27 protein-coding genes are annotated in these 25,929 nt (G+C 31.0%); 19 read left to right on the top strand and 8 right to left on the bottom strand.

All coding sequences use genetic code 11. The annotated features are described in order from the left end of the window. Positions 1–28: 28 nt before the first annotated feature. On the bottom strand, positions 29–1,351 hold the full coding sequence (locus tag ACKTTC_RS07375; RefSeq protein WP_408039166.1) for an ABC transporter permease: 1,323 nt from the start codon (positions 1,349–1,351) through the stop codon (positions 29–31). Between the two features lies 1 nt (position 1,352). Then, positions 1,353–2,282 (bottom strand): ABC transporter ATP-binding protein, encoded by a 930-nt coding sequence (locus ACKTTC_RS07370; RefSeq protein WP_408039165.1) that lies wholly within the window; start codon positions 2,280–2,282, stop codon positions 1,353–1,355. 263 nt (positions 2,283–2,545) lie between these two features. Between ACKTTC_RS07370 and ACKTTC_RS07365 the strand changes: the two genes are divergently transcribed. The 19 genes from ACKTTC_RS07365 to ACKTTC_RS07275 all read left to right on the top strand — a co-directional run bounded on the left by ACKTTC_RS07365 (position 2,546) and on the right by ACKTTC_RS07275 (position 19,714). Next, a complete protein-coding gene (locus tag ACKTTC_RS07365) occupies positions 2,546–3,004 on the top strand; it encodes a MarR family winged helix-turn-helix transcriptional regulator (protein ID WP_408039164.1) in 459 nt (152 codons plus the stop codon). A 20-nt stretch (positions 3,005–3,024) separates the two neighbouring features. Next, on the top strand, positions 3,025–5,433 hold the full coding sequence (locus ACKTTC_RS07360; RefSeq protein WP_408039163.1) for a 3-hydroxyacyl-CoA dehydrogenase/enoyl-CoA hydratase family protein: 2,409 nt from the start codon (positions 3,025–3,027) through the stop codon (positions 5,431–5,433). 79 nt (positions 5,434–5,512) lie between these two features. After that, positions 5,513–5,860, top strand: a complete 348-nt coding sequence (locus tag ACKTTC_RS07355; protein ID WP_408039162.1) for a four helix bundle protein — start codon at positions 5,513–5,515, stop codon at positions 5,858–5,860. A gap of 40 nt (positions 5,861–5,900) precedes the next feature. Further along, the gene (locus tag ACKTTC_RS07350; RefSeq protein ID WP_408039161.1) at positions 5,901–7,091 is read left to right on the top strand and encodes an acetyl-CoA C-acyltransferase; all 1,191 of its coding nucleotides are present in this window, start codon (positions 5,901–5,903) and stop codon (positions 7,089–7,091) included. Between the two features lie 29 nt (positions 7,092–7,120). Further along, positions 7,121–8,932, top strand: coding sequence for an acyl-CoA dehydrogenase family protein (locus ACKTTC_RS07345; protein ID WP_408039160.1), 1,812 nt, complete (start codon positions 7,121–7,123; stop codon positions 8,930–8,932). Positions 8,933–9,166: 234 nt separating this feature from the next. Beyond that, positions 9,167–9,631 carry a hypothetical protein gene (locus ACKTTC_RS07340; protein ID WP_408039159.1) on the top strand — a complete coding sequence of 155 codons (465 nt, stop codon included), beginning with the start codon at positions 9,167–9,169 and terminating at the stop codon, positions 9,629–9,631. Positions 9,632–9,669: 38 nt separating this feature from the next. Then, positions 9,670–10,239 carry a hypothetical protein gene (locus tag ACKTTC_RS07335; RefSeq protein ID WP_408039158.1) on the top strand — a complete coding sequence of 190 codons (570 nt, stop codon included), beginning with the start codon at positions 9,670–9,672 and terminating at the stop codon, positions 10,237–10,239. 1 nt (position 10,240) lies between these two features. Then, positions 10,241–10,366 carry a hypothetical protein gene (locus ACKTTC_RS07330; protein WP_408039157.1) on the top strand — a complete coding sequence of 42 codons (126 nt, stop codon included), beginning with the start codon at positions 10,241–10,243 and terminating at the stop codon, positions 10,364–10,366. Between the two features lie 284 nt (positions 10,367–10,650). Beyond that, entirely contained in the window at positions 10,651–11,109 is a 459-nt protein-coding gene (locus ACKTTC_RS07325) for an SMI1/KNR4 family protein (protein WP_408039156.1), read from the top strand. Between the two features lie 97 nt (positions 11,110–11,206). Next, entirely contained in the window at positions 11,207–11,680 is a 474-nt protein-coding gene (locus ACKTTC_RS07320; RefSeq protein WP_408039155.1) for a Crp/Fnr family transcriptional regulator, read from the top strand. 83 nt (positions 11,681–11,763) lie between these two features. After that, positions 11,764–12,057, top strand: a complete 294-nt coding sequence (locus ACKTTC_RS07315) for a DUF1330 domain-containing protein (RefSeq protein ID WP_408039154.1) — start codon at positions 11,764–11,766, stop codon at positions 12,055–12,057. A gap of 124 nt (positions 12,058–12,181) precedes the next feature. Continuing rightward, a complete protein-coding gene (locus tag ACKTTC_RS07310; protein WP_408039153.1) occupies positions 12,182–12,646 on the top strand; it encodes an RDD family protein in 465 nt (154 codons plus the stop codon). A gap of 73 nt (positions 12,647–12,719) precedes the next feature. Further along, entirely contained in the window at positions 12,720–13,166 is a 447-nt protein-coding gene (locus ACKTTC_RS07305) for a GNAT family N-acetyltransferase (protein WP_408039152.1), read from the top strand. Further along, positions 13,067–13,687 (top strand): GNAT family N-acetyltransferase, encoded by a 621-nt coding sequence (locus ACKTTC_RS07300; RefSeq protein WP_408039151.1) that lies wholly within the window; start codon positions 13,067–13,069, stop codon positions 13,685–13,687. The genes ACKTTC_RS07305 and ACKTTC_RS07300 overlap by 100 nt, the downstream gene beginning before the upstream one ends. Positions 13,688–13,787: 100 nt before the next feature. Continuing rightward, complete coding sequence (locus ACKTTC_RS07295; RefSeq protein ID WP_408039150.1) at positions 13,788–15,125, top strand: hypothetical protein; 1,338 nt, start codon at positions 13,788–13,790, stop codon at positions 15,123–15,125. 65 nt (positions 15,126–15,190) lie between these two features. Then, complete coding sequence (locus tag ACKTTC_RS07290) at positions 15,191–16,336, top strand: helix-turn-helix domain-containing protein (RefSeq protein ID WP_408039149.1); 1,146 nt, start codon at positions 15,191–15,193, stop codon at positions 16,334–16,336. A 50-nt stretch (positions 16,337–16,386) separates the two neighbouring features. Further along, positions 16,387–17,229 (top strand): CPBP family intramembrane glutamic endopeptidase, encoded by an 843-nt coding sequence (locus ACKTTC_RS07285; protein ID WP_408039148.1) that lies wholly within the window; start codon positions 16,387–16,389, stop codon positions 17,227–17,229. A gap of 121 nt (positions 17,230–17,350) precedes the next feature. After that, entirely contained in the window at positions 17,351–18,475 is a 1,125-nt protein-coding gene (locus tag ACKTTC_RS07280; protein WP_408039147.1) for a helix-turn-helix domain-containing protein, read from the top strand. Between the two features lie 129 nt (positions 18,476–18,604). Further along, positions 18,605–19,714 carry a serine hydrolase domain-containing protein gene (locus ACKTTC_RS07275; protein WP_408039146.1) on the top strand — a complete coding sequence of 370 codons (1,110 nt, stop codon included), beginning with the start codon at positions 18,605–18,607 and terminating at the stop codon, positions 19,712–19,714. A 137-nt stretch (positions 19,715–19,851) separates the two neighbouring features. On the opposite strand, the gene ACKTTC_RS07270 is transcribed toward ACKTTC_RS07275, so the two are convergent. The 6 genes from ACKTTC_RS07270 to trxB form a co-directional block, all read right to left on the bottom strand. Then, on the bottom strand, positions 19,852–20,667 hold the full coding sequence (locus tag ACKTTC_RS07270) for a DUF4097 family beta strand repeat-containing protein (RefSeq protein WP_408039145.1): 816 nt from the start codon (positions 20,665–20,667) through the stop codon (positions 19,852–19,854). Between the two features lie 4 nt (positions 20,668–20,671). Continuing rightward, positions 20,672–21,583, bottom strand: coding sequence for a DUF4097 family beta strand repeat-containing protein (locus ACKTTC_RS07265; protein WP_408039144.1), 912 nt, complete (start codon positions 21,581–21,583; stop codon positions 20,672–20,674). Between the two features lie 218 nt (positions 21,584–21,801). Then, positions 21,802–22,599, bottom strand: coding sequence for a HEAT repeat domain-containing protein (locus ACKTTC_RS07260; RefSeq protein WP_408039143.1), 798 nt, complete (start codon positions 22,597–22,599; stop codon positions 21,802–21,804). A gap of 6 nt (positions 22,600–22,605) precedes the next feature. Continuing rightward, the gene (locus tag ACKTTC_RS07255) at positions 22,606–23,154 is read right to left on the bottom strand and encodes an RNA polymerase sigma factor (RefSeq protein ID WP_408039142.1); all 549 of its coding nucleotides are present in this window, start codon (positions 23,152–23,154) and stop codon (positions 22,606–22,608) included. A 63-nt stretch (positions 23,155–23,217) separates the two neighbouring features. After that, on the bottom strand, positions 23,218–24,654 hold the full coding sequence (locus ACKTTC_RS07250) for a serine hydrolase (protein WP_408039141.1): 1,437 nt from the start codon (positions 24,652–24,654) through the stop codon (positions 23,218–23,220). A 109-nt stretch (positions 24,655–24,763) separates the two neighbouring features. After that, entirely contained in the window at positions 24,764–25,711 is a 948-nt protein-coding gene (gene trxB, locus ACKTTC_RS07245) for a thioredoxin-disulfide reductase (protein ID WP_408039140.1), read from the bottom strand. Between the last annotated feature and the right edge of the window lie 218 nt (positions 25,712–25,929).

The following is a 25,929-nucleotide window of genomic DNA, read 5'->3' as shown; positions in this document are numbered from 1 at the left end:
TTATTTATATACTATATATTATTTTTTATTAAGAGCTATAACGAATCCATTTCCATAAATCTTTATAGGTAGTTTTTTTACCGTACATTAAAATACCTACTCTATAAATTTTTGCAGCTACCATTACCACGCCTAAGAAAGTTATTATTAATAATGCCATAGAAATCAAAATTTCCCACCAAGCAACTCCAAAAGGCACACGCATTAACATTACGATAGGAGATGTTAAAGGAATATACGAAAACACTATAGACACAGGTCCGTGTGGATCGTCAATTACCGTAAAAGCCCCAACATATACCGCTAACATTAAAGGCAACATGATAGGCATCATAAACTGCTGTGTATCTGTTTCGCTATCTACTGCAGCACCAACAGCTGCAAAAAGCGAGCTATACAACATATATCCTCCTAAGAAATAGAAAATGAACAAGAAAAATAGTTTTATAATAGGCAATTTATAAATCTCTCCTACAATTAGTTCTAGTTGACCTCCTCCTACTGATTTCATGGCTTCTAATTGCTCCGAATTTAAATTAGCTTGCTGCATACCTCCCATATCTAAACCAAAAATAGAAGACGCTACAAAACTAAAAATCATTAATAAAATTCCCCAAATGAAAAATTGTAGAATTCCAGCTGAAGCATTTCCTATAATTTTACCTAACATTAATTGAAAAGGCTTTACAGAAGACACTATTACTTCAATAATTCTACTTGTTTTCTCTTCAATAACGCTACGCATTACAGCAGCTCCATAAATAATTACAAACATCATTAATAAATAACCTGCAATGGTTCCAGCTCCAATTTTAATTCCATTAGCTAATTTCGAACTTTTTTCTCCCGAAAAATTAAATAGTTTAATATCTGACTTAATTCTTGATTCTTTAATTTTTTGCTCATTAATACCAAGCTCCGTCATTTTTAAGCTACGTAATTTCCCATTCACTTTGCTTTCTAAACTACTAATAACACTTAATCCTGGTGTATCTTTAGAATAGAACTCAATTTCATCTGCTAGCTTATCTAAATTAGTAATTTCTGGTATGTATAAAACTCCATAATGGTTTCCTTCTTCTACTTTTTTCTTAGTTTCAGACAAACCTAATTTTGTATAATCTACATACTTTACAGTCTTAGAATCTTTAAAATCTGCTTGCGAAAACAATCCTGATGCGTCTACATAGGCTATTTCTTTTATTTTCTCATCATTCTTTTTGGTAAGAAACACTACTAAAGCAATCATACCAATTGTAATTAACGGACTCAAGAACGTCATAATAATGAACGACCTGTTTTTTACCTTCGCAATAAATTCACGTGTAATAATTAGTTTTAACTTGTTCATTTTAATTCGTTTTATTTACTGTTTGAATAAAAATATCGTTCGCACTAGGCACTAGTTCTACAAAATGATTTACCTCTCCTTGAGAGGTTAAAAACGAAAGCAAATCGTTTGCAGAATTTCCTTTGGTAAGCTTTACATTTAACTTCAGTCCTCCATTAAGTGATTTAAAATTTGCTGGACTTACTTCAAAACTTTCTCTTAATCGTTGTTGTACTTCTGTACTATTATTTGTTTTTAGTCCTACTTCAAATATATTCGTTCTATATTCTCTTTTAATATCATCTAATTTTCCATCTAATATTTTGTTTGATTTATGTATCAAAGCAATATAGTCACACATCTCTTCTACACTTTCCATTCTGTGCGTAGAAAAAATAATTGTGGCACCTTCGTCTCTTAATTGTAAAATTTCCTTCGCAATTAACTGTGCATTAATAGGATCGAACCCAGAAAAAGGCTCATCAAAAATTAATAACTTAGGCTGATGCAATACAGTTACAACAAACTGTACTTTTTGAGCCATTCCTTTAGATAGTTCTTCAATTTTTTTATTCCACCAAGCTCCTATATCAAATTTCTCAAACCAATACTTTAGTTTTTTCTTAGCCTCAGACTTACTCATTCCTTTTAATTGAGCTAAATACAAAGCTTGCTCTCCTACTTTCATAGATTTATACAATCCTCTTTCTTCTGGTAAATAGCCAATTGTTTCTATATGGTGTGGCGCTAACTTTTCACCATCTAAAATTACCTCACCACTATCTGGCATTGTAATCTGATTAATAATTCTAATAAGTGATGTTTTTCCCGCCCCGTTTGGTCCAAGCAACCCAAATACACTTCCTTTAGGTATATGCATAGACACATTGTTCAATGCAGTGTAATCGCCATAACGCTTCACTACATTGTTGATTTCTAATAAATTATCCATTGATTTTTGGTGATTTTCAATTAAGGTAATTCCCTTATATATACAAACTTACATTTTTCCTTTTAATTAGATAATGAAAAAAATCAATTGTTACACCGCTGCTATTTTTTTTAATCATTTTTTTCAACAAACATATTAAAGCACTATTGAAAAAACGATCCTTCATTCATATTAACTTACTGTTAAAATTTATTATGCATGCATAATTTTTTTCTAATTTACTATGCATGCATAATAAATTTTTATATCTTTGGATTTAGATTATGGATAAAAGCAAATCAATAGACCATCAATTAAGAGCCACATGGCAAGCTGTAGCTAAGATGTACAACGAACAAGCATCTAAACACGACAGTACTATGGCCATGGCATTTGTGCTTCTTAATATAGATTTTGAAGATGGAACTCCATCTACTGCATTAGGACCATTAATGGGAATGGAGCCAACAAGTCTTTCAAGAATTTTAAAATCTATGGAAGATAAAGGACTTATCGTAAGAGAAAAAAACCCAGAAGATGGTAGAAGTGTCATTATTAAACTAACAAAATTCGGTAAAGAAAAGAGAGAAATCTCTAAAGGTCACGTATATCAATTTAATAATAAAGTACGTGAAAGTCTTACGAATAAAGAAATAGAAACTTTTTTTAAAGTAACTGGAATTATAAACAAACTTATAGCAGATAAGCAGATATATGGAGATATGTCTTCTGAAGCTGTGTAACAATCAAACCTATTCAAGTAATGAGCAAAAGAAGAATTAAAAAAGTAGCAATTATCGGTTCTGGTATCATGGGATCTGGTATTGCTTGTCACTTTGCTAATATCGGTGTTGACGTATTGTTATTGGACATTGTTCCAAGAGAATTAACCGACAAAGAAAAAGCAAAAGGATTAACCTTAGAAGATAAAGTTGTTCGTAATCGTTTGGTAAACGATGCATTAACAGCTTCTTTAAAATCTAAACCGTCCCCTATCTATAACAAAAAGTTTGCTAATAGAATTACTACGGGTAATATAGACGATGATTTACATAAAATTAAAGATGTAGATTGGGTAATGGAGGTTGTTGTTGAGCGTCTAGACATTAAACAAAGTGTATTTGAAAAAGTAGAACAATATCGTACACCAGGTACAATTATTTCTTCAAACACTTCTGGTATTCCAATTAAATTCATGAACGAAGGTCGTAGTGAAGATTTTAGAAAACACTTTGCTGTAACACACTTCTTCAATCCACCTCGTTACTTAAAATTATTTGAAGTTGTTCCAGGACCAGATTGTAAGCAAGAAGTAACTGACTTCTTAATGGAATATGGAGAAAAGTTCTTAGGAAAAACTTCTGTATTAGCTAAAGATACTCCTGCATTTATTGGGAACCGTATTGGAATTTTTGGTATCCAATCATTATTCCACCAAGTAAAAGAATTAGGTTTAACTGTAGAAGAAGTAGATAAATTAACAGGACCAGTAATTGGTCGTCCAAAATCTGCAACATTCCGTACTGTAGATGTTGTAGGGTTAGATACTTTAGTACACGTTGCTAACGGAATTTACGACAACTGCCCTAACGATGAAGCACACGATTTATTTAAGCTTCCAGATTTCATTAATACAATGATGGAAAATAAATGGTTAGGTAGTAAAACTAAACAAGGTTTTTATAAAAAATCTGTAAATGCTGAAGGAAAGAAAGAAATCTTAACATTAGACTTAGATACGATGGAATATCGTTCTAAGAAACGTGCTAAGTTTGCTACTTTAGAATTAACGAAAACGATAGACAAACCAATTGATCGCTTTAAAGTATTAGTTGGTGGTAAGGATAAAGCGGGGGAATTCTACCGTAAGAACTTTGCAGCAATGTTTGCTTATGTTCAAAATAGAATCCCAGAAATTTCTGATGAATTATATAGAATAGACGATGCCATGAAAGCTGGTTTTGGATGGGAAAATGGACCATTCGAAATTTGGGACGCTGTTGGAGTTGAAAAAGGTATCGAATTAATGAAAGCAGAAGGTAAAGAACCAGCTACTTGGGTTTCTGAAATGGTTGCTAAAGGAGAAACTTCTTTCTACACTGTAAAAGATGGGGCTACTTATTATTACGATGTAAATGAAAAAGCACAAACTAAGAAACCTGGACAAGATGCATTCATCATTTTAGATAACATTAGAAAATCCAAAGAAGTATTTAAGAACTCTGGAGTTGTTATTGAAGACTTAGGAGATGGAATCTTAAACTGTGAATTCCAGTCTAAAATGAATACGATTGGTGGAGACGTTTTAGCAGGTTTAAACAAAGCTGTTGATTTAGCTGAAAAAGATTTCGAAGGATTAGTTGTTGGTAATCAAGGAGCAAACTTCTCTGTTGGAGCAAACATTGGAATGATTTTCATGATGGCTGTTGAGCAAGAGTATGATGAGCTTAACATGGCTATCAAATACTTCCAAGATACAATGATGCGTATGCGTTATTCTTCTATTCCTGTAATTTCTGCTCCTCACGGAATGACGTTAGGTGGTGGTTGTGAATTATCATTACATGCCGATAAAGTTGTTGCTGCAGCAGAAACGTACATGGGATTAGTAGAATTTGGTGTAGGTGTTATTCCAGGTGGTGGTGGATCTAAAGAAATGGCTTTAAGAGCTTCAGATCTATTCCATACAGGAGACGTACAATTAAATGTATTACAAGAATACTTCTTAACTATTGGTATGGCAAAAGTATCTACTTCTGCTTATGAAGCATTCGATTTAGGTTTATTACAAAAAGGAAAAGATGTAGTTGTAGTAAATAAAGATCGTCAGATTGCGGAAGCTAAAAAGCATGCTTTATTATTAGCTGAAGCTGGCTATACGCAACAGCCAAAAAGAGAAGATGTATTGGTATTAGGAAAACAAGCTTTAGGTATGTTCTTAGTAGGTACAGACTCTATGAATGCGAGTAAGTATATTTCTGAGCACGACCAAAAGATTGCAAATAAACTAGCTTATGTAATGGCTGGTGGAGATTTATCAGAACCAACAAAAGTTTCTGAACAGTATTTATTAGACATTGAGCGCGAAGCTTTCTTAAGTCTAACTACAGAGCGTAAAACATTAGAGCGTATTCAGCACATGTTAAAAACTGGAAAGCCTTTAAGAAATTAGTAATGAGATATGAGTATTGAGAGCTTAGTTGTTTTGTAAACTCAATACTAAATTCTCAATACTCAATACCAAAATAGAGATGCATAAAGTAGAAAATTTAAAAATATGGGAAAAGTCAATAGAATTGACCAAAGCTGTATATCTACTAGTTTCTGAATTATCATCTGATGAAAAATTTGGACTCACATCTCAAATAAAAAGATGTGCTATTTCTATTCCCTCAAATATAGCTGAAGGAGCGGGTAGAAATTCACGAAAAGAGTTTAAACACTTTTTAAGTATTGCTAATGGTTCTAGTTATGAACTACAAACGCAATTGATATTAATTATTGAATTAGATTTAATTAATAAAAGTAAAGTACAACCTATTATTGAGTTGTGTATTGAAATTCAAAAAATGAATTATGCTTTTCAGCAAAAGTTATAAACCTCAATACTAAAAACTCAATACTCAATACTAAAATAAAATGAAAACAGCATATATAGTAAAAGGATATAGAACTGCCGTAGGGAAATCTAAAAAAGGTGGTTTTAGATTTAAAAGAGCAGATGAATTAGCTGCTGAAACCATTCAATACATGATGGGAAAACTTCCTGAGTTTGACGTAAAGCGTATTGATGATGTAATTGTAGGAAATGCAATGCCAGAAGGATCTCAAGGATTAAATATGGCACGTATCATTTCTTTAATCGGGTTAAACTCTGTAGACGTTCCTGGTGTTACTGTAAACCGTTTCTGTTCTTCTGGATTAGAAACAATTGGTATGGCAGTAGCTAAAATACAATCTGGAATGGCAGATTGTATTATTGCTGGTGGAGCGGAAAGTATGAGTTCTGTACCTATGACAGGTTTTAAACCTGAATTAAACTACGACATTGTAAATGCAGGTCACGAAGATTATTATTGGGGAATGGGAAATACAGCTGAAGCTGTAGCTCAGGAGTTCAATGTTTCTCGTGCAGATCAAGATGAGTTTGCTTATAACTCACATATGAAAGCTTTAAAAGCTTTAGACGAAGATCGTTTCCAAGATCAAATCGCTCCAATTGAAGTTGATGAAACATACATTGATGGAAATGGTAAAAAAGCAACTCGTAAATATACCGTAACAAAAGACGAAGGTCCTCGTAGAGGAACTAGTGTTGAAGCATTAGGAAGATTACGTCCTGTATTTGCTGCTGACGGTTCTGTTACTGCTGGTAACTCTTCACAAACAAGTGATGGTGCTGCTTTTGTAATGGTAATGAGCGAAGAAATGGTAAAAGAATTAAACTTAGAACCAATTGCTCGAATGGTAAGTTATGCTGCTGCAGGTGTACCTCCAAGAATTATGGGAATTGGTCCTGTTGCTGCAATTCCAAAAGCTTTAAAACAAGCAGGATTACAACAAAACGATATCAATCTAATTGAATTGAATGAAGCATTTGCTTCTCAATCATTAGCAGTTATAAGAGAATTAGGATTAAATCCTGACATTATTAATGTAAATGGTGGTGCTATTGCATTGGGACACCCATTAGGATGTACAGGAGCGAAGTTATCTGTTCAGTTATTTGATGAAATGCGTAAGCGCGACATGCAAAATAAATACGGAATGGTAACTATGTGTGTAGGTACTGGACAAGGAGCTGCTGGTATTTTTGAATTCTTAAACTAACATTACAAACAAAAAATTAATAAAACAAAATGGCTGATACATTAAATAAAGATATTTTAAGAGGTGGTCAATTCTTAGTAAAAGAAACACACTGTGAAGACATATTTACTCCAGAAGACTTCTCTGAAGAGCAAACAATGATGAAAAGCGCGGTTATGGAATTTAATGACCGTGAAATTATTCCTAACAGACCTCGTTTTGAGAAGAAAGATTATGCGTTAACTGAAGAGTCAATGCGTAAAGCTGGAGAATTAGGTTTCTTAGGCGTAGCTGTACCAGAAGCTTACGGAGGTTTAGGTATGGGATTTGTTTCTACCATGTTAACTTGTGATTATATCTCTAGTGGTACAGGTTCTTTTAGTACTGCTTTTGGAGCACACACTGGAATTGGTACAATGCCAATTACATTATACGGTACAGAAGAGCAAAAACAAAAATATGTTCCTGCTTTAGCAATGGGTGAGCGTTTTGGTGCTTACTGTTTAACTGAGCCAGGAGCTGGGTCTGATGCAAATTCAGGAAAGACTACTGCTGAATTAACTGAAGACGGAAAGCATTATAAAATTAACGGACAAAAAATGTGGATTTCGAATGCAGGTTTTGCTGAAATCTTTATCGTTTTTGCTCGTATAGAAGATGATAAAAATATTACTGGATTTATCTTAGAATATGATAAAGATAATCCAAATGGAGTAACTTTAGGTGAAGAAGAGCACAAATTAGGTATCCGTGCATCTTCTACTCGTCAAGTATTCTTCAACGACACATTAGTTCCAGTTGAAAATATGTTATCTGAGCGTGGTGGTGGATTTAAAATTGCGATGAACGCATTAAACGTTGGTCGTATTAAATTAGCAGCTGCTTGTTTAGATTCTCAAAGAAGAATTATTAGCGATGCTGTAAACTATGCTAACGAGCGTAAGCAATTTAAAACTTCTATCTCTGAGTTTGGAGCTATTAAAATGAAGTTAGCAGAAATGGCTACAAATGCATATGTAGGTGAATCTGCTGCTTATAGAGCTGCTAAAAATATTGAAGATAGAATTGCCATTCGTGAAGCTGAAGGAAATACACATCAAGAAGCAGAATTAAAAGGTGTTGAAGAATATGCTATTGAATGTTCTATCTTAAAAGTAGCTGTTTCTGAAGATGTACAAAATTGTGCAGACGAAGGAATTCAAGTATATGGAGGTATGGGATTCTCTGAAGAAACACCAATGGAAGCTGGATGGAGAGATGCTCGTATTGCTCGTATTTACGAAGGAACTAACGAAATTAACCGTTTACTTTCTGTAGGAATGTTAGTTAAGAAAGCAATGAAAGGACATGTAGATTTATTAAATCCTGCCATGAAAGTTGCTGATGAATTAATGGGGATTCCTTCTTTTGATACGCCTGATTACTCTGAGTTATTCGCTGAAGAAAAAGAGATTATAGGAAAATTAAAGAAAGTATTCTTAATGGTTGCGGGGTCTGCACTTCAAAAATTCGGTCCAGAGTTAGAAAAGCACCAACAGTTATTAACTGCAGCTTCTAATATTTTAATTGAAATATATATGGCTGAATCTGGTATTTTAAGAACTGAAAAGAATGCGAAGCGTTTTGGTGAAGATGCTCAAAAAGAGCAAATCGCTATGGCAAAATTATACTTATACAATGCTGTCGAAATCATTACTAAGAATGCAAGAGAAGGAATTGTATCTTTTGCTGAAGGTGATGAGCAACGTATGATGTTAATGGGACTTAAGCGTTTTACTAAGTACGCTAACTACCCTAATGTAGTAGAGTTACGTAATATTATTGCAGATAAATTAAAAGCAGAAAACAAGTACTGCTTCTAACAATATTAGAGCCGCTTTGTGTTTTTTTGAACCTTTGTTTTTAAATACACGGGTGGCTTTTAAAAATTTCTTCAACTTTTATAGGTTTTAGAATTTAGTTGTTTGTTTAGAGATCGCTAACAAAAGTTGGCGATCTTTTTTATTTTGTATTTTAATTATTAAGTTTGAATGTATTGCTCTATTTTATATGAACACTATACAAATCCTTAATAACGCTAATTCTTTAATCAAAAAATGACCTATAAAATAAAAGGCGGATTTAATTCTGGCTTACATATTTATAAAGAAGAAGAAAAAATAATGTATTCTTTAGTTAAAAAAGAATTCTTCAAAAATGAAATTGAAATATATAACAATAATCATAAATCTCTTTTAACCGTTAAAAAAAGTATTTCTGGTTTCAATATTGAAAATATAGATTTAAAAAAGCTTGATAAATTAGTTAACATAGAGAATAACTCAATAATATTTAATTTAGGAGAAATAATTCATTTTAAGAAAAAATGGTATGACATCTCTTTATATCCTTGTTCAATTATATATTTTAATAATAAAAAAATAGGGCAAATCAAACCTAAAAGACGAATCTTCTCCTTTAACATTAATCTTAATTTATATATTTATGACGATTTTAAAGATTTAACAGATTATATATTAATTTTTATTCTATGCAAGTATTCTAACCAGGATCATGGTTAAAAAGCATATTACTAAACTTAAAGATCACTCTTCAAGCTATGAAAAAACAGCTATTTTATATTTTTTTAATTGTTTTTAATTCGAGTATATTTAGTCAAACTCAAAGGGCTGATTTAATTTTTATTGACGGTGATACCATACAAGGATTAGCTTTGATTACAAGAAATCATAAAATTAAGTTTAAACTTTCTCATGATGACAAAGCTGAAAAATGGGATTTTAGGATAGTAAAAGGTGTAACTTTCTATGGTTTTGAAGAAGTTAGGGAGTTTGAATATATTAAAGTAGACAACAAACGAAAACCTCTTTTACTTGAAGTAAAACACAGAGGAAAAGTAAGTATTTATGAAGATCGTTTTCTTGTTTATAATTCCTTACTCGGCACTAATAATTTAAGAGGATCTTTACCATACGAAAATAAAGTTACTTATCTAAAAAGAGCCGATGAAGTATCTGCTAAAAACTTATTTGGGTTTAATTTCAGAAAAAATGCAAAAGCTTTTTTTAGAGATTGTCCAGAAATCATTGAGATTTTTAATAGCAATGAGTATAGAAAGTATACACTTCAAGAAATCGCTTTAGAATATAATGTTTTTTGCTCTGAATAAAATGAGAAAAATTGCAGATGTTAAAATAAAAAACAGTGGTGCTGTTAGATTAATGATATGCGATAAGCATAAAAATGGAGTTTTTGTATTCGGATATTCTACTAAAAATGATTCTTTTTATTCTTGACATGCTCATTGTACTGATATTGAAGATGCCTATGAAATAGGTAGAGATTATAGCATTAAAAAATCTGATTGGATTGAAATTGAAAATACGGAAAAATTTTGTCAAGATGACTGGATTAAACCTGTAAGAGTTATAGGTAGGAATATTGGAAAGCCTAAATGGGGTCGGTTTGAAAAGTTCGAAAATGGAAAATGGATAGAAATAAAAATTGATACTAAAAAATAACGTCAAAATTGTGAAAGCACCTGAATTAAGAAGTGATTTTCTAGAAGAATGTAAACAGTATGAATAAAATAACATTTGAAAGTTTAATAAAAAAATACGCTAAAAGAGAACCCGCATTTCCGAAGAATTGGCCTAAACCTAACGAATTTGATTTAAATTTTCTAATCCAAAAATACAATTGTAAATTCTCAAAATCGTTTATTGATTTTCAATTAAAATATTGTCACCTAGTTCCTATGGGTGATTTCTCTTTCGAAGGTTTTGGATGGGCCAATAACTCACTTGATTCATATCTTAGTTTAGAAGAAATTCTAAAAGATTATAAACAATTAGAATTTCCTGATTTCTTAACTCCTTTTAGATATGAAAATGGCGATTATTGGTGTTTTGATAATCGTAATTCTGATCCTGAATTTCCAGTTGTAATTTTTGATCATAATTCCTTTGACATTGAAAAGAATCCAGAATATAACTGGATAAATTTTATCGATTGGATCGATAAAACTATGGATAGATAAATTAAAACCTTATCTAATTAAAGTCTTTAATTAATTTCTAATATTTAATTAACTTTACTTTAAAAAGAAAGCAATTCCCATAAAACAACACTTAAAAGTGAAAACCATAACAGTTAAAAAAGGAGAAGTTTTACAGCATAAAGGAGACTTAAACGGTAAAGTTTATGAAGTTTTATCTGGATTGTTACGGAGTTATACGATAGATGAAAAAGGAAAAGAGCATATTTATGTTTTTGCTCCTGAAGGTTGGGTTATCGCTGATGCTGTAGATGCGGACGAACCTTGTGAGTTCTTCATTGAAGCGCTTGAGGACTCTGAAATTAAAGTACGAAAAAAAGACTTTAGTCAAATTTCTCCAAATGCCCATGCAATAGCTAAACATATGCTAGTCCTTCAAAGACGAATAATTATGCTAATGAGCTATTCTGGATTGCAACGTTATGAACATTTCATTGAAACTTATCCTAATTTAGTGCAAAGAGTTCCACAAAGAATGATTGCTTCATATTTAGGAATTACCCCAGAAGCATTAAGTAAAGCAAAAGGAGATAAATTAAGAACATCTCGCTAATTTCATTTCTTAATATTTATTAATGCATAAGGATTATTCCCAAAATACTTTTGTATACGTATTAATTATAAAAAACAAATATTATGAAAGCGTATATGTTAGCATTTGTAAGAGTAAACGATTTAGAAACTTTTAATAAAGAGTATATTGAGAAAGCTGTTCCAATTGTAGAACGACATGGAGGGATAACTGTAGCAGTTGATGAAAACCCTTTAACGATTGAAGGTACTTTACCAAAAGGGCGTGTCGTTATTGTTGAGTTTCCAACAAAAAAGAACGCAGAAGATTTTTACAACGATCCTGCCTATCAAGATATCAAAACTTGGAGGCAAAAGGTTAGTCAAAGTGATTCTATCATTCTTGAAAAAGGTTTTTAAAACAGTAACATATTTTTCTAAAAAATAAGGCGATTGGATATAAACCCAATCGCTTATCTTTTATAAGATAAAATCATAACTTTTAATTAAATTTACAATCAAAAGCAACAATTAATATAGAGCTATGAAAAACGTAAAAATTACTACTAATATTGGAGATCGATTTGTAGCTGGATTAGTAGATTATTTCATAATTTATGGAGTAACTTTCTTACTTATTTTCACACTAGGTGAACCGAACGATCAAAATGGCTATTCTTTAAATGGACTTTCTGCCTTTATCCCTGTTTTATTTTGGGGGTTAATGACTGTTGGGTTTGAGCAGTTTTTTGGAGCTACTCTCGGAAATTTATTAGTTGGATTAAAACCTGTTCCTATTAAAAAATCAACTGATAATTCTACTCTTGTCGAAACAGAGGAAAAAATAACTTTCTCTCAATCTCTAAAGAGACATTTGTTTGACCCAATAGACATGCTTTTCTTTGGACTTGTTGGAATTATTACTATTAAAAATTCAGAATTAAATCAAAGAGTTGGTGATATTTGGGCACATACTGTAGTTGTAAGAAATTCTGAATTAAAGAATTAAAACCATTTTTTTACCTACATAGTTAATTCTAGAATAAAGATTTAAATCCAATCTTTGTTTAAATCAAAATAGAATGAACATAGAAGTAACCTCCACCCCAAAAAAAGAAGACTTACAAACGATTAGTAAAGGTATTCAAACTTATAATCAACAACATATTCCAGATGATGTAGTTTTTGAAAAAGACACTAAATTTGCTGTCTTTGCAAAAGATGATAACAGAAAAGTTGTAGGTGGCATAAGAGCTTGTGCTTTCTGGAATTATTATATCATTGAGTTGCTTTGGCTTTCAGAAAACACCAGAGGTTTAGGAGTTGGTAAACAACTTATAGAAGCCACGGAAAAATTCGCCTTAAAAAAAGACTTCAACTATATGCGTACAGAAACTTTAAGTTTTCAAACACGTCCTTTTTATGAAAAATGGGATATACAGTTTTTGGAGAATTACCAGATTATCCAAAAGGACATACCACGTATTGTTTATTCAAGAAACTTAAAGAACATTACAAACACGTTATAGACATTTCACCGATTAAAAATTTAAAAACCAATAATTTGAACATTAGAAAAGCAACAGAAACTGATTTTGACAAAGTTTGGGAAATATTCTCAAAAGTAATTGAGACTGGCGATACATATGTTTTTAACCCTAATACTCCTAAACAAGACTTACAAAAACATTGGTTTGCTAGTTATATGGAAACCTATGTAATTGAAGAGAATGGAATTATACTTGGCACATATATTATTAAACCAAATCAAATTGATTTAGGAAGTCATATTGCAAACTGTAGTTATATGGTAAATCCAAACGCTCAGGGTAAAGGAATTGGAAAAAAACTCTGTGAACATTCTCTCGTAGTTGCAAAAGAAAGAGGCTATATTGGAATTCAGTTTAATATTGTAGTTAGTACAAATGAAGGAGCTGTAAGATTATGGAAAAAATATGGATTTGAAATTATAGGAACTACTCCAAATGGTTTTAAACACGCTAAACTTGGATTCGTTGACACCTATATAATGTATAAAAACATCTCTTAAACACTAAGCTTTTATATTATAAAATAATAAGTTGTTTCTTAAAATTTCTCATTCAAAAGAAATTTTAAGTACTTTTATCTCTAGTGTAGATATTTTTATAATGCTAAAAAAGTATAAAAGAAGTTTTTTAGTTATCATGCTAGTCTTCTTATTACCCATTACTGGGTTTTCACAGACTGGACCTGGTGGAGTTGGAAATGCAGCAACAAATGTATTATGGTTAGATGCCAATAGAGGTATAACGTTAGCAGGAACTAGTGTTACTAATTGGGCAGATCAATCTGGAAATACTTTCAACGCAATTCCACCAAGTACTGCAGCAAGACCTACTATTATTAATTCTTCTGTAAATGGATACCCTTCTATTAATTTTGACGGAACAAATGATCAACTTCGTATAACAGATGCCGCTGCTTTTGATCTTACACAATGGGATATTTTTATTGTTCCAATTGTAAATGTTGCCAAAAACTTTAATGCTTGGATGGTTAAAGGTTTAGATGGTGCCGAGAACTATGAAGTTCTTAGTTATGCTGATAATCGTATTCATACACCTGTAATATTTACAACAGGTGCGCGTACTTTTCCTAGTTCTCCTGCTGGACAACTAAGCACAACAAACTTTACTATTATTGAATATTCTTACGCGACTACTGTAGGAAGAGATATCTATAGAAACAATGCCTCTATTTATTCAGATAATGAAAATAGAACTCCTCGTGCTAATAATTTTGATTTAGCCATTGGTAACGAACAAGGAACTTCAGGAAGATTTATCAATGGAGGTTTAGCAGAAGTTTTGATGTACAATACTCGCCTTAATAGTGCTCAAAGAATTATCGTAAATAATTATTTGGCTGCTAAATACAATAGACCTTTAACTACAGCCGATGTTTATAACGAAGATGATGCTGCAAACGGTAATTTTGATCATGAAGTAGCTGGAATAGGAAGAGTAGATGCCGCAAATACACATACTGATGCTCAAGGAACAGGAATTGTACGCGTATCTGACCCAGCAAATCTTGATAATGATGAATTTTTATTATGGGGACACGACGATGGAAATTTAACACTTTCAAATACAACTGATATTCCTACTACGCAAACACTTTCTCGATTTGGAAGAATATGGAGAGTAAGTGAAGTAAATGTTAGCGGAACTCCTGTAGATGTTGGTACTGTAGACATTAGAGTTGATATGACTGGAATTACTGGTTTTAGCGAAGCTTATCCTCCTCAGTTATTAGTAGACACCGATAATGATGGGTTGTTTAATGATGAGACTCCAATTACAACAGCAACTTCATTAGGAAGTAATCAATATAGATTTAATGGAGTAGCAGCACTTATTAATAATGCTCGATTTACCTTTGCATTGGGGCGTAAAATAATCGTTACCAATAAAAGAATTACTTATAGAGTAGATAAGAATTAAAATACAAACCTCTTCCTCTACACTTCTCATATTTTTATATTTGTGATTCAAAAAATGCTACATCTTTGAACGATCTTATCACTTTTTTAATATACTCTGGAGTAACGCTAACTGTACTATTAATACTATTACTTTTCAATAATAGAAAACAATTTTCTATTACAGTTCTAATAGGCATACTACTTTCTTTATTACTATTATTTTTAACCTATGGAGCTTCTTATCTAGAAAACACAATAGTATCTTTTCTAATTGTTCCATTAGGCTCAGTAGCTCCATATGCGTTAGGCCCTCTCCTATTCAACTATGTAAAATCTGTATATAATCAAAAAGTTACTTTAAAAGAACTCGTTCAAAATCTAGTCCCTTTTTTTATTTCATTACTCCTATTTAGTATTCCTCAATATTTTACTCAAGCCTTTTCTAACAATACATTACACAACAACTTACATTTAGTTAGCTTTATAATTCCTTTTATAGGTTTTGGTTATTTCATTTATTACGTAATACGAAGTACTAAACTTTTAAAGAGATACAGAATTTCCTTAAAAGAACAGTATTCCTATTTAAAAAACATCGATTTGAAATGGTTTTCTATTTGGGTGTATGGATGCGTTACTTTTGTAATTATTGATGTTATTTCTGGAGGTATTTTATTCATATTCCCATCGTTAAAATTTGTATTGGCTTTAAATTTAATATACCTAACAGCTTTAATTTGGTACATGGGATATTATGGTTTACAGCAAACACCTATTTTTCTTTTTCAAGAAAACATTGCTGTAGAAGCAACTACTTCAGAAAAAACTATACAAGAAAAAGTCACTCCTAAAATTGAAGATACTTCAGACCTCAAAGATAAATTAGAAGCCTTATTTCAAACATCACAACTATATCAACAACAAAACTTATCCTTAAGAGAAGTCGCGGAATTATTAAACATTACCGATAAGAAACTTTCTACGTATATAAATACACATCTTAATCTTAGTTTTTACGAATATGTAAATTCATATCGAATCAAACATTTTAAAAAGAGTATTCGTAATGGAGCAGCAAAAGAACTTACATTATTAGCCTTAGCTTTTGATGCTGGATTTAATTCCAAAGCAACATTTAATCGTGTATTTAAAAAACAAGAAGGTAGTACGCCTTTACAATTCAAAAAAGAAGTAGAAAAAGGTCTCATGTCTTCCAATGAGTCGATTTAGAAGTTGTTTATCAATTGTTTTGCTCAAAATTTAAATGAGTACACAATTTTATGAACACAACAATTCAACCGCACACACAGCGCAATGTCAATTTTAAAAAAGCCAGAAATTATACATTTTGGATTTTAGGAACTTCTTGGACAATCGGTTTTGTTTTATATAACACCCTAGATATTTCTAATATTATTTATAAAGCTGTAATCGAATTAACATTGGCTTTTATGCCTGCTATTATTGCTTTTATTATGAATAAAAAAGAAGGAGGAAATTGGAAATCACTTCAATTTATAAAACCCTCTTTAAAAGGAATTTTATTAGCTATTGGTATTCCTTTTCTTTATGTTGTTTGTGACTTTTATATCCAAATACATTTAGGATTTCGTACAACTCCAGACTGGGCATTATTAGGATCAACTGTACAATTACTACTCACTATAGTTTTAGGATATCTTGCTATGGTTATTTTGGTTATGGGAGAAGAAATTGGTTGGAGAGGATATTTACAAGGCAAATTATTCGGTGCCTTTGGTGAAATGAAAGGAGTTTTTATTCTTGGTTTAATTTGGGGATTATGGCATTTACCAGTAGCCTTAAAAGGATATCTTTTCCCTAGCTATCCTTATATCGAAGCTTTTGTTACGTATCCTTTAGCTTGTATCGCTTTCTCTTTAATTATAGCTTATATAGGATTTCATAAATATTCAATTTTTATCGCGGCTTGTTTACATGCTGCAAATAATTATTTTAAAGCTACTTTAATTGGAATTACAGAGGTTACTGATGAATTTGGTTTTCTTTTGATCAGTAATTTTGTTTGCATAGACTTAATTCTAATTTTTACATTTCTGTATTGGAGAAAGCTAAAAAATAAGAGAAGTCTAGTGGGAAAATAGCGTGATATAAAAGAAAATATTAAAAGATATAAGAATGAAGTTCTGATATATTTCAGAATCTCATTCTTATATTTTGAGAAAATATTTCATTAGATTGCACATAATATTTCAATAGTAATTTGTGAACATACAGCTTTCTCTTTTTGATTTATTAATACTTATTGGTATTACTACTGGTATTATTTGTAGTATCGTATTATTTAAAAAATCTAAAGTAAAACCTTCTAATAAGTTTTTAGCACTTGGTATTTTAGCCTTTGTTTGGTTAAATACAAAAACATTATTGCATTCTTTCAATTTATGGGAAATGCATGGTTTTGGTTTTTTTCCAAATAGTGTTGAATTAGCATTACCTCCACTATTCTATTTTTATGTCATTTCGTTGTTTCAACCTAATTTTAAATTTCGTTCTAAAAATTGGGTTCATTTTTTCCCTTTTTTTCTTTCTCAAACATATTCTATTATAGTATACCTTGCTGTAATGCAAACTAGAATATATAGTAAAAAGACATTAATTTCTCAAAGTTTCTTCTTTGATCAAGCTAAGAACATTGATGAATACATTCTGATTTTTATCTCAGTTTTTTATTTCTACTACGGATTTCAATATGTAAAGAAGCGTACTGAAAACTTCACCAACATATCCAAATCATTAACTTCTGAGTTTAGATTTCTTAAAACTTTATTTCTATTACTAATCACCATATCCTTGCTTCATATTTTGAATCTAATAATTCTTAATAATACGTTAGATCCTTCATATAATTGGCGTTGGGAATTACATCATGTATTAATTGCAACGCTAGTATATTATATGGCTATTATTGGATTTAAAAACTCAGATACTATTCATTTAAAAAATAATCGAAGGAAAAAAGTGGCTGAAGTTTTAGATGATACTATTATTCATAAGTTAGAACAAGCTATGAAGGTTGATAAACTCTATTTAAATCCTAAGCTCACTTTAAAAGAGTTAGCTAAAAGTTTAAAAGTAAATGAGTCTATACTTTCCAATGCTATTAATGTTTACTATGAAAAAAACTTTAGAAAGTTAATTAATGAAGCTAGAGTAGCAGAAGTAAAAAGTCGACTATTGAATGGCGAATTAAATAATTTATCACTTTTAGGAATTGCAAAAGAATCTGGTTTTAATTCTGAAGCTAGTTTTTATAGAATTTTTAAATCTGAAACTCAACTCACCCCAAAACAATTTATTTCCAACAACTTAACTTTAAAAACACCTTAAAGTTTTTTTATCATTACTTTTTCTTTTACTCTCAATTCTTGTTTTGAGAGTTCTTACTAGCGTTTCTTACGTAACAATGTAACGCTATTTTTTGTCCTTGGTATGAATTAATTTTTTAAAAATCATATCATGAAAAAAATAGTATTTATTGTACTCTCATTAATTGTAATGACAACTTTTACATTTTGCTCTAGTCCTCAAGACTGGTTTTACAAACGTTCTTCATTTCAAGGAACTCCTTTGAAAAAAAATCTAAGTTTACAAAATACCGATTACACAAAAGCACGACTCGATTCCTTTGAAAACTATTTAAAGAAGCTACATACTACCAGTTTAATGGTAGTACAAAACGGTGAAGTAATTTATAAATATGGAAATACTTCTAAAATAAATTATTTGGCTTCTTGTAGAAAAAGTGTTTTAAGTATGCTGTATGGAAAATATGTAGAAAACGGTACCATTAATCTAAAAGAAACTATTGGAGAAATTGGTATTGATGAGGATGATGGATTATTGCCTATTGAAAAAAAAGCAACTGTAAACGATATTATTACAGCTCGTTCTGGAGTTTTTCATATTCCTGCTAACGGTGGTTACGATACTCAAAATGTTAAGAAAAGAGGAAGCGTAGAACCTGGAACATACTTTTTATATAACAATTGGGATTTTAATGTTGCCGGGCATATTTTAGAACTAAAATCTGGAAATACGATTTATGAAGAATTAGAACAGCAATTAGCCATTCCTTTAGGTTTTGAAGATTGGAATATTAAAAATCAGAAAAAGTATTACAAAAAAAAGAAATCTAGATATCCTGCTTATCATATGTATTTATCTACAAGAGACATGGCCAAAGTAGGACAATTAATGTTGAATGAAGGAAAATGGAATGGTAAACAATTAATTTCTAAAAATTGGATCAATAAAATTACAACTACTGTTACGCCAACAGCTGTAGTTACCCAAGAACGTTTTGGTTGGCCTAAAGATTATTTAGTACAACTTTCCTATGGGTATATGTGGTGGTTATTTGATCGTTTTTATGATAATCCTGATTTTGAAGGTGCTTATTACGCAACTGGCTGGGGAGGACAGTTTATTATGGTCATTCCAAAATTGAATATGGTAATTGCTCATAAAACCAGAGTAGATTTAGTAACCTTAACTGGATTGGCAAAACATAATGTATCGGATCCACAGTTTTTTATGCTAGTGAATAGATTTACTTCTAAAAAGTAACATTAGTTATAAATTGTCAAATCGAACACAGTTACATGATTTTATTAAATCTCTACTGCGCTCGATTTGACATATCTTGCCCTCATTAAGAATAGCTATTATTTTTAACTATATCTTAAATAGAGAACTCATATTATTTATTTTGAACGGATAATAACATCTCCATTATAATTCTTGAACAAAATTTCTGGACCTCCTCCATTAATTGTTCCTGTAATCCATTTTTCAACTTTTACATTATAGGCATTTCCTCTATTATTCTCTCCTTTAGTAACCTTAGCTTCAGAAGACTTCGTTTTCAAATCAAAATCGGTATAAATTTCTCCTCTTTCCGACTTTACCTTAACATCTGCTTTTATGTTTTTGGGAAACGTAATATCAATATCTCCATTTAAACTACTAAAAGCCATTGGTATGTTTGGAGTTACCTTAATAAAAGAAACGGTTATATTTTTATTTAATGCATCTGCACTTACTGAGCCGCTGATATCTTTTAAAGTGATACTTCCATTGGTATTGCTTACATCTATATTTCCATTCACGTTTTCTACATAAATATTCCCTCTATTTGTTGTGGAAATTTTCATCGAAAAATTCTTAGGTATTTTAATTTCAAAATCTGTAATACCATTAGAAGAACTTTTTACACGTACTTTATTATCAAACTCCTCAGCACTAAACTCTAAAAACCTTGCTGTAATTCTTTTTAAACCTTCCCTTTCTTTTCTATTTCTTCTACGACTGTGGCCATCTCTTTTCGTACCTGTAATAACAACTTCTTTTCCGTCGTATCCTTTTATAGAAATTGATCCGTTTAAAATCCCCATTTTTAAATACCCTTCTTTATTAGGGTTTGTTAAGGGCACTTTTATCGTTTCTTGTGCTACTACATTCAATCCTAGAAATACTAGTAGACTACAAATTGCTAGTTTTATATTGTATATACTTTTCATTGTTTTATTTTTTTACGATTGCATCTCCATTTAACTGATCGAAGTGAAGATGTACATCTCCTTTTCCTATTTTAAAATGACTGTTTGAATCTATTTTATATTTTGTTCCTCTCGTTTTTCGTTCTTTTAACTTTTGTATTTTCGGAGTAGTTTTTACAACATCAAAATTTGTATAAAACTTTCCATTCATTGTTTTGTAACTAATTGTTGCGTCTAAATTATTCTTAAACTTTATATTGATATCTCCATTTAAAGAACGATACCAGCTTTCCTCTGTCGGATTTTTACTATAGGTTATATTGATATCTTTATTTAAGGCATTTACATCTGTTTTTCCTGAAACATCTTTCAAATCAATAGCACCATTTATGTTATTTACAATTAATAACTTTCCATGTACATTTTCTATAAAAATATCTCCTTTGTTAATTGCTTTTACATCAATACTCGTTTGCTTTGGCACTTTAATCGTGTAAGCCAGTATATACTTGTATTTACGTTTGCTCCTGTGCTTATAGTTTCTTCTATAATTATAACTAAACTCTCTATGCTCAAAGCCTCCCGTTTCTAGATCGAATTTAGAATAAGGTGAATCTAAATACACATAAATTGCCGATTCTTTACGTACTGTTTTAATACCTATTTCTTGTTTTCCTTTCTCTAAATCTTCTTGCGTATCTGCATAAATTGTTTTTTCTACTTCAATCTGTATTTTAGAACCTTCGTATCCTTCAACTGTAATTGGTCCGTATACATTATCTACTACCAGAATATTATCTGGCGAATTAGAAGAAAACGCTAACTCTTCTTTTAAGATTTCTTTGTTTTTTAATTTTTTATGATAGACCTCCTGTGCATAGGTAGTAAATCCGCTATAAAAAATACTTGCTGTAATAATTAATTTTAAAAATTTCATGATGTAACTTTTTTGATGAATGACTTGATTTTCGTTTCTGTAAAAAGCGACCTAGGACTTGCCATTTACATCAAAATCTTATGATCTTTTTATTTGTGTTTTTGTTTCATGTCGAGTGATCTTCGAACCGAAAGAATTCAAAATCGTATCGAAACATGATATTTAATTGTTCTCGAGACATTTCTCTAACATCGGCACTCGAACTGACAATTAATTTGTTAAATAATTCGTTCAATACTTTCCTCCATTTTCTGCTTAGCACTTTCATTAGTATCTTCTTCTTCTATGAGTTGTTCAAATGGTTCTATAGCTTTTTTCTCTTGTAACAACACCATAACATCTGCTAATGCTATTTGTACTAATGGAGATTCTTGTTTTAAAATAGAAGCAATTAAACCTTCTCTTACTTGCGGAATGTTTGTGTAATTCCCTAAGGCTTCTATGGCTGAAAGTCTTACATTAACACTTTCATCATTGTTTAATGTTTTAAATAAAGCATTTATAATAGTCTCTGTAACTTCATTCATTTTGCTAACTTCATTCACAGCTTTTAATCGCTTATTAGCCGAAGGCTGCTCTAATAATGTTAATACTAATTGAGAACGTAGTTTTTCTGTTTCTTTTTTTGCTGCTGCTAAATCTATTGTTTCTTCTGATGTTATTTCTTCCTCAGCAACTCCTCTACCTAAAAAGAAACCAACAGTTAAAATAGCTAGTGTATATGCTACTCTTTTAAACAATACTTGGTTCACCAACAATCCAATACGATCTATAATTGTTTTTTGAGTAGTTTTTTCTTTTTCTGCCTGTAACATTGTATAGAAGTTCATGTCCATAGCCATCGTTGGTTCTGGTACGTTTTCTTCTGTATGATTCCACAATAATAAAAACTCTTCAAACTCTTCTGTATAGGCTGGGTTTTCTCTTAAAAATTGATCAAACTCTTTTTGTTTTTCTTCTGACAAATTTCCTGATACATAATCTATCATTATCTCTTTAAACTCATTGTACTTCATCTCCTACTATCTTTTTTCTAAGGTTAAATAAATCTGCTTTAAATCATATAATGCTCTATGTACTTTCGTTCGCGCATTGCCTTCTGTACAGCCTATAATTTCTCCTAACTCTTTATATTTTAATTCTTTTATTTTACTCAGGATAATCAACTCCTTTTTCGCTGGAGGTAACTCATTTATCGCTTTTTGTAATATTCTTATTTTTTCAGATTTCTCAATATCTCTTTCTACATTTTCTGTTGCTTCTATATGATTTACTTCTGTTAGAGTAGATGCTCTTTTTTTATCTTGTGCTTTAAAGTGATCGTAATATACGTTTCGAGCTATTTTAAAAATCCAAGAAAGAAAATTACTGTCTTCTGTATATGTATGTTTGTATTTTAATACACGTATAAATACATTTTGCACTAAATCTTCACATAAACTTGCATCTTTATTCATTTGAAAGAAAAACCCAAACAGTCTTTTTTTATAACGCTCGTACAACAAACCCAATGTGTGGCTTTCTCCCGATTTTACTTTTAGCATTAAAGCACTATCTGATAGTGTATTCAAATTATTTTAGTGTTAATTAGTTGTTTATTCAGGTTAACTGCAGTTATTCAAAAACGTTACAGATTATTTCTTCTTTTTTGCTTGAATTCGCACTAACATCTCTTTTGCATTTCCATTCGTTCCTCCTAATGCTATTGCTTTTTGATAGTTTTTTTCTGCTAATTTCAATTCATTTTGAATTAAATACGCTTCCCCTAAACTATCGTATACATTTGCTGAATTAGGATATTGCTGTGTATTGAACGTAAATAATTGAATAGCTTTTTGAAGCTCTTGATTTCTTAAGAATGTATACCCTAAACTATTAACCATTTCTTCTAAATTGAGTTCATTATAATTGGGAAGCTCGTTTAATGTTTTGTAAGACTTTTTAAAATCAGCTAGTCCTTTGTCTTCTAAAATTTGATACAACTTATAAAAAGTTTGTTCTTGTACATTATAAATATCTTTATCTATGATATTTGCAATTTTATCTACTACTGTATCTATATCGTAAATCTTTCCCAAACCATTCGATAGTAAAAAGATGCTCAATTTATCTTTAGGGAAAATTCTATATGCGGTGATCAGAGAACCTGTAAAACCATAAGAATCATGTCTGTTACGTGTTATTTTATTCCAAGAATACCCAAATACTTTATCGGAAGCTGTGTATGAAAAAGTCTCCCACATTTTCATTTTAGTTTCTGGTTTTAACAGCTTATTTTCTTTTAGTCTTTTGTCCCATTTCACTAATTCATCTAACGTAATATTGAGCCCATTCGCTGCAAACATATAATCACCTTCTATCGTAGGTAAATCTATAATCATGGTACCTGTAGCAAATGGAAAATAAGAAGTAACTCTATTTTTTACAATTTGTTTAGAGTCTGAAGAAAAGAAAACATTGGTACGTTCTCCTTCAAATTGATTTTTTGCAATAAAATCTGCTAATTTCTCTCCTGTAATTTTTTCTATAATTCTATGTAATAACCAAAAATTTGTCTGATTATAATCATATCTTTCTCCTTTAGAGAATCGCATAGATTCTTTAAAAGCTTTTTCTTTAGCACTTTGCTCTGTTAACTCCGCACCACTTCCAAAAACACGCATATCTGGCAATCCTGAAGAATGTGTTAGCAAGTGTTTTACCTGAATATCTTTCCAAGAATCTGGTAACCCTTTGATATATTTAGAAATAGCATCTTCTAATGATAATTTACCTTGTTCAATTAATTGGAAAACAGTAACTGCAATAATAGGTTTTGTTAAAGAATAGACTCTAAAAATAGATGTTTTCTTTATAGGTACGCTGTGTTCAATATTAGCAAAGCCAAAGTTCTTCTTATAAAAAACCTCATCGCCTTTTATAACACATAAGGAAATACCAGGAACTTCATACTGTTGTTGTACCTCTAAAATATAATCTTCTATCTGCTTTTGAACAGCTATATTTTGACCTGATACATTAAACACAATGCTTAACAGGAAATACAATAAAAATTGGTATTGTTTCTTCATAATAAGTTTCTCATTTACCAGCATAACTTCCTTTTTTCAATTCCGTTACAAAAAAAAGAGATTACGAAATGTAATCTCTTTTAAATATAAAAAACTTATTCTGAATCTTTTATTCTAATGCTCCGATATAACGTTCTGCATCTAAAGCTGCCATACATCCTGTTCCTGCAGCAGTTACAGCTTGACGATACTCTTTATCTTGTACATCTCCAGCAGCGAATACTCCTGGTACATTTGTTTTGGTAGATTTCCCTTTTGTGATTAAATAACCTGTATCATCCATATCTAACACACCTTTAAATAATGCTGTGTTTGGTGTATGACCAATAGCAATAAATACTCCTGTTACTGGAATATCTACTTTATCTCCTGTTTGATTATTTACAGCACGTACACCTTCTACAACATTTTCTCCTATAACCTCATCTATTTCAGTATTAAATAATACCTCAATATTTTCAGTTTTATTTACACGGTGTTGCATTGCTTTAGAAGCACGCATATAATCTTTACGAACTAACATAGTAACTTTATTACAAATGTTTGCTAAGTAAGTTGCTTCTTCAGCAGCAGTATCTCCAGCTCCAACCACAACAACATCTTGTCCTTTATAAAAGAAACCATCACAAGTAGCACAAGCCGAAACTCCACCACCTATTAAACGTTGCTCACTTTCTAATCCTAAATATTTTGCTGTAGCTCCTGTAGAAATAATTACTGTTTCTGCTTCTAATTCAGTAGTTTCATCTACCACTACTTTGTGAATTCCACCTTCTTCTTCAGAAAATTCAACTTTAGTAACCATTCCAAAACGAACATCTGTTCCAAAACGCTCTGCTTGACTTTTTAAGTCTTCCATCATTGCAGTTCCGTCTGTTCCATTTGGGTAACCAGGGAAATTATCTACTTCTGTAGTAGTTGTTAATTGACCTCCCATTTGCATTCCAGTATACATTACTGGTTTCATATCAGCTCTTGCAGCATATATTGCAGCTGTGTAACCAGCAGGTCCAGAACCTATTATTAAACATTTAATTCTTTCTACAGTATTTGACATTGGGTATTATTTTTAAGGTTTACAAATGTACTTTTTTTTTAAAAAACAGTAATAGCTTTGTATATATCTTTTGTCAATCCTTACATAGGTAAAAATAATTTTATTTTTTTATTTTTTATTTATAAAAAACTCGTATATTTGCAGTCCGAATTTCGGGGTGTAGCGTAGCCCGGTCATCGCGCCTGCTTTGGGAGCAGGAGGTCGCAGGTTCGAATCCT

Origin of the sequence: Tenacibaculum amylolyticum (genome assembly GCF_964511145.1) — a bacterium.
Taxonomy (GTDB): domain Bacteria; phylum Bacteroidota; class Bacteroidia; order Flavobacteriales; family Flavobacteriaceae; genus Polaribacter; species Polaribacter amylolyticum.
Note: the sequence above shows the minus strand (reverse complement) of the source record. Positions and strands in the feature narration are given on the sequence as shown.

Bases quoted from the DNA above. Each gene is read 5' to 3' on its own strand.
- ACKTTC_RS07375 (WP_408039166.1), bottom strand. From the start codon at position 1,351: ATGAACAAGTTAAAACTAATTATTACACGTGAATTTATTGCGAAGGTA.
- ACKTTC_RS07370 (WP_408039165.1), bottom strand. From the start codon at position 2,282: ATGGATAATTTATTAGAAATCAACAATGTAGTGAAGCGTTATGGCGAT.
- ACKTTC_RS07365 (WP_408039164.1), top strand. From the start codon at position 2,546: ATGGATAAAAGCAAATCAATAGACCATCAATTAAGAGCCACATGGCAA.
- ACKTTC_RS07360 (WP_408039163.1), top strand. From the start codon at position 3,025: ATGAGCAAAAGAAGAATTAAAAAAGTAGCAATTATCGGTTCTGGTATC.
- ACKTTC_RS07355 (WP_408039162.1), top strand. From the start codon at position 5,513: ATGCATAAAGTAGAAAATTTAAAAATATGGGAAAAGTCAATAGAATTG.
- ACKTTC_RS07350 (WP_408039161.1), top strand. From the start codon at position 5,901: ATGAAAACAGCATATATAGTAAAAGGATATAGAACTGCCGTAGGGAAA.
- ACKTTC_RS07345 (WP_408039160.1), top strand. From the start codon at position 7,121: ATGGCTGATACATTAAATAAAGATATTTTAAGAGGTGGTCAATTCTTA.
- ACKTTC_RS07340 (WP_408039159.1), top strand. From the start codon at position 9,167: ATGACCTATAAAATAAAAGGCGGATTTAATTCTGGCTTACATATTTAT.
- ACKTTC_RS07335 (WP_408039158.1), top strand. From the start codon at position 9,670: ATGAAAAAACAGCTATTTTATATTTTTTTAATTGTTTTTAATTCGAGT.
- ACKTTC_RS07330 (WP_408039157.1), top strand. From the start codon at position 10,241: ATGAGAAAAATTGCAGATGTTAAAATAAAAAACAGTGGTGCTGTTAGA.
- ACKTTC_RS07325 (WP_408039156.1), top strand. From the start codon at position 10,651: ATGAATAAAATAACATTTGAAAGTTTAATAAAAAAATACGCTAAAAGA.
- ACKTTC_RS07315 (WP_408039154.1), top strand. From the start codon at position 11,764: ATGAAAGCGTATATGTTAGCATTTGTAAGAGTAAACGATTTAGAAACT.
- ACKTTC_RS07310 (WP_408039153.1), top strand. From the start codon at position 12,182: ATGAAAAACGTAAAAATTACTACTAATATTGGAGATCGATTTGTAGCT.
- ACKTTC_RS07305 (WP_408039152.1), top strand. From the start codon at position 12,720: ATGAACATAGAAGTAACCTCCACCCCAAAAAAAGAAGACTTACAAACG.
- ACKTTC_RS07300 (WP_408039151.1), top strand. From the start codon at position 13,067: ATGGGATATACAGTTTTTGGAGAATTACCAGATTATCCAAAAGGACAT.
- ACKTTC_RS07295 (WP_408039150.1), top strand. From the start codon at position 13,788: ATGCTAAAAAAGTATAAAAGAAGTTTTTTAGTTATCATGCTAGTCTTC.
- ACKTTC_RS07285 (WP_408039148.1), top strand. From the start codon at position 16,387: ATGAACACAACAATTCAACCGCACACACAGCGCAATGTCAATTTTAAA.
- ACKTTC_RS07275 (WP_408039146.1), top strand. From the start codon at position 18,605: ATGAAAAAAATAGTATTTATTGTACTCTCATTAATTGTAATGACAACT.
- ACKTTC_RS07270 (WP_408039145.1), bottom strand. From the start codon at position 20,667: ATGAAAAGTATATACAATATAAAACTAGCAATTTGTAGTCTACTAGTA.
- ACKTTC_RS07265 (WP_408039144.1), bottom strand. From the start codon at position 21,583: ATGAAATTTTTAAAATTAATTATTACAGCAAGTATTTTTTATAGCGGA.
- ACKTTC_RS07260 (WP_408039143.1), bottom strand. From the start codon at position 22,599: ATGAAGTACAATGAGTTTAAAGAGATAATGATAGATTATGTATCAGGA.
- ACKTTC_RS07250 (WP_408039141.1), bottom strand. From the start codon at position 24,654: ATGAAGAAACAATACCAATTTTTATTGTATTTCCTGTTAAGCATTGTG.
- trxB (WP_408039140.1), bottom strand. From the start codon at position 25,711: ATGTCAAATACTGTAGAAAGAATTAAATGTTTAATAATAGGTTCTGGA.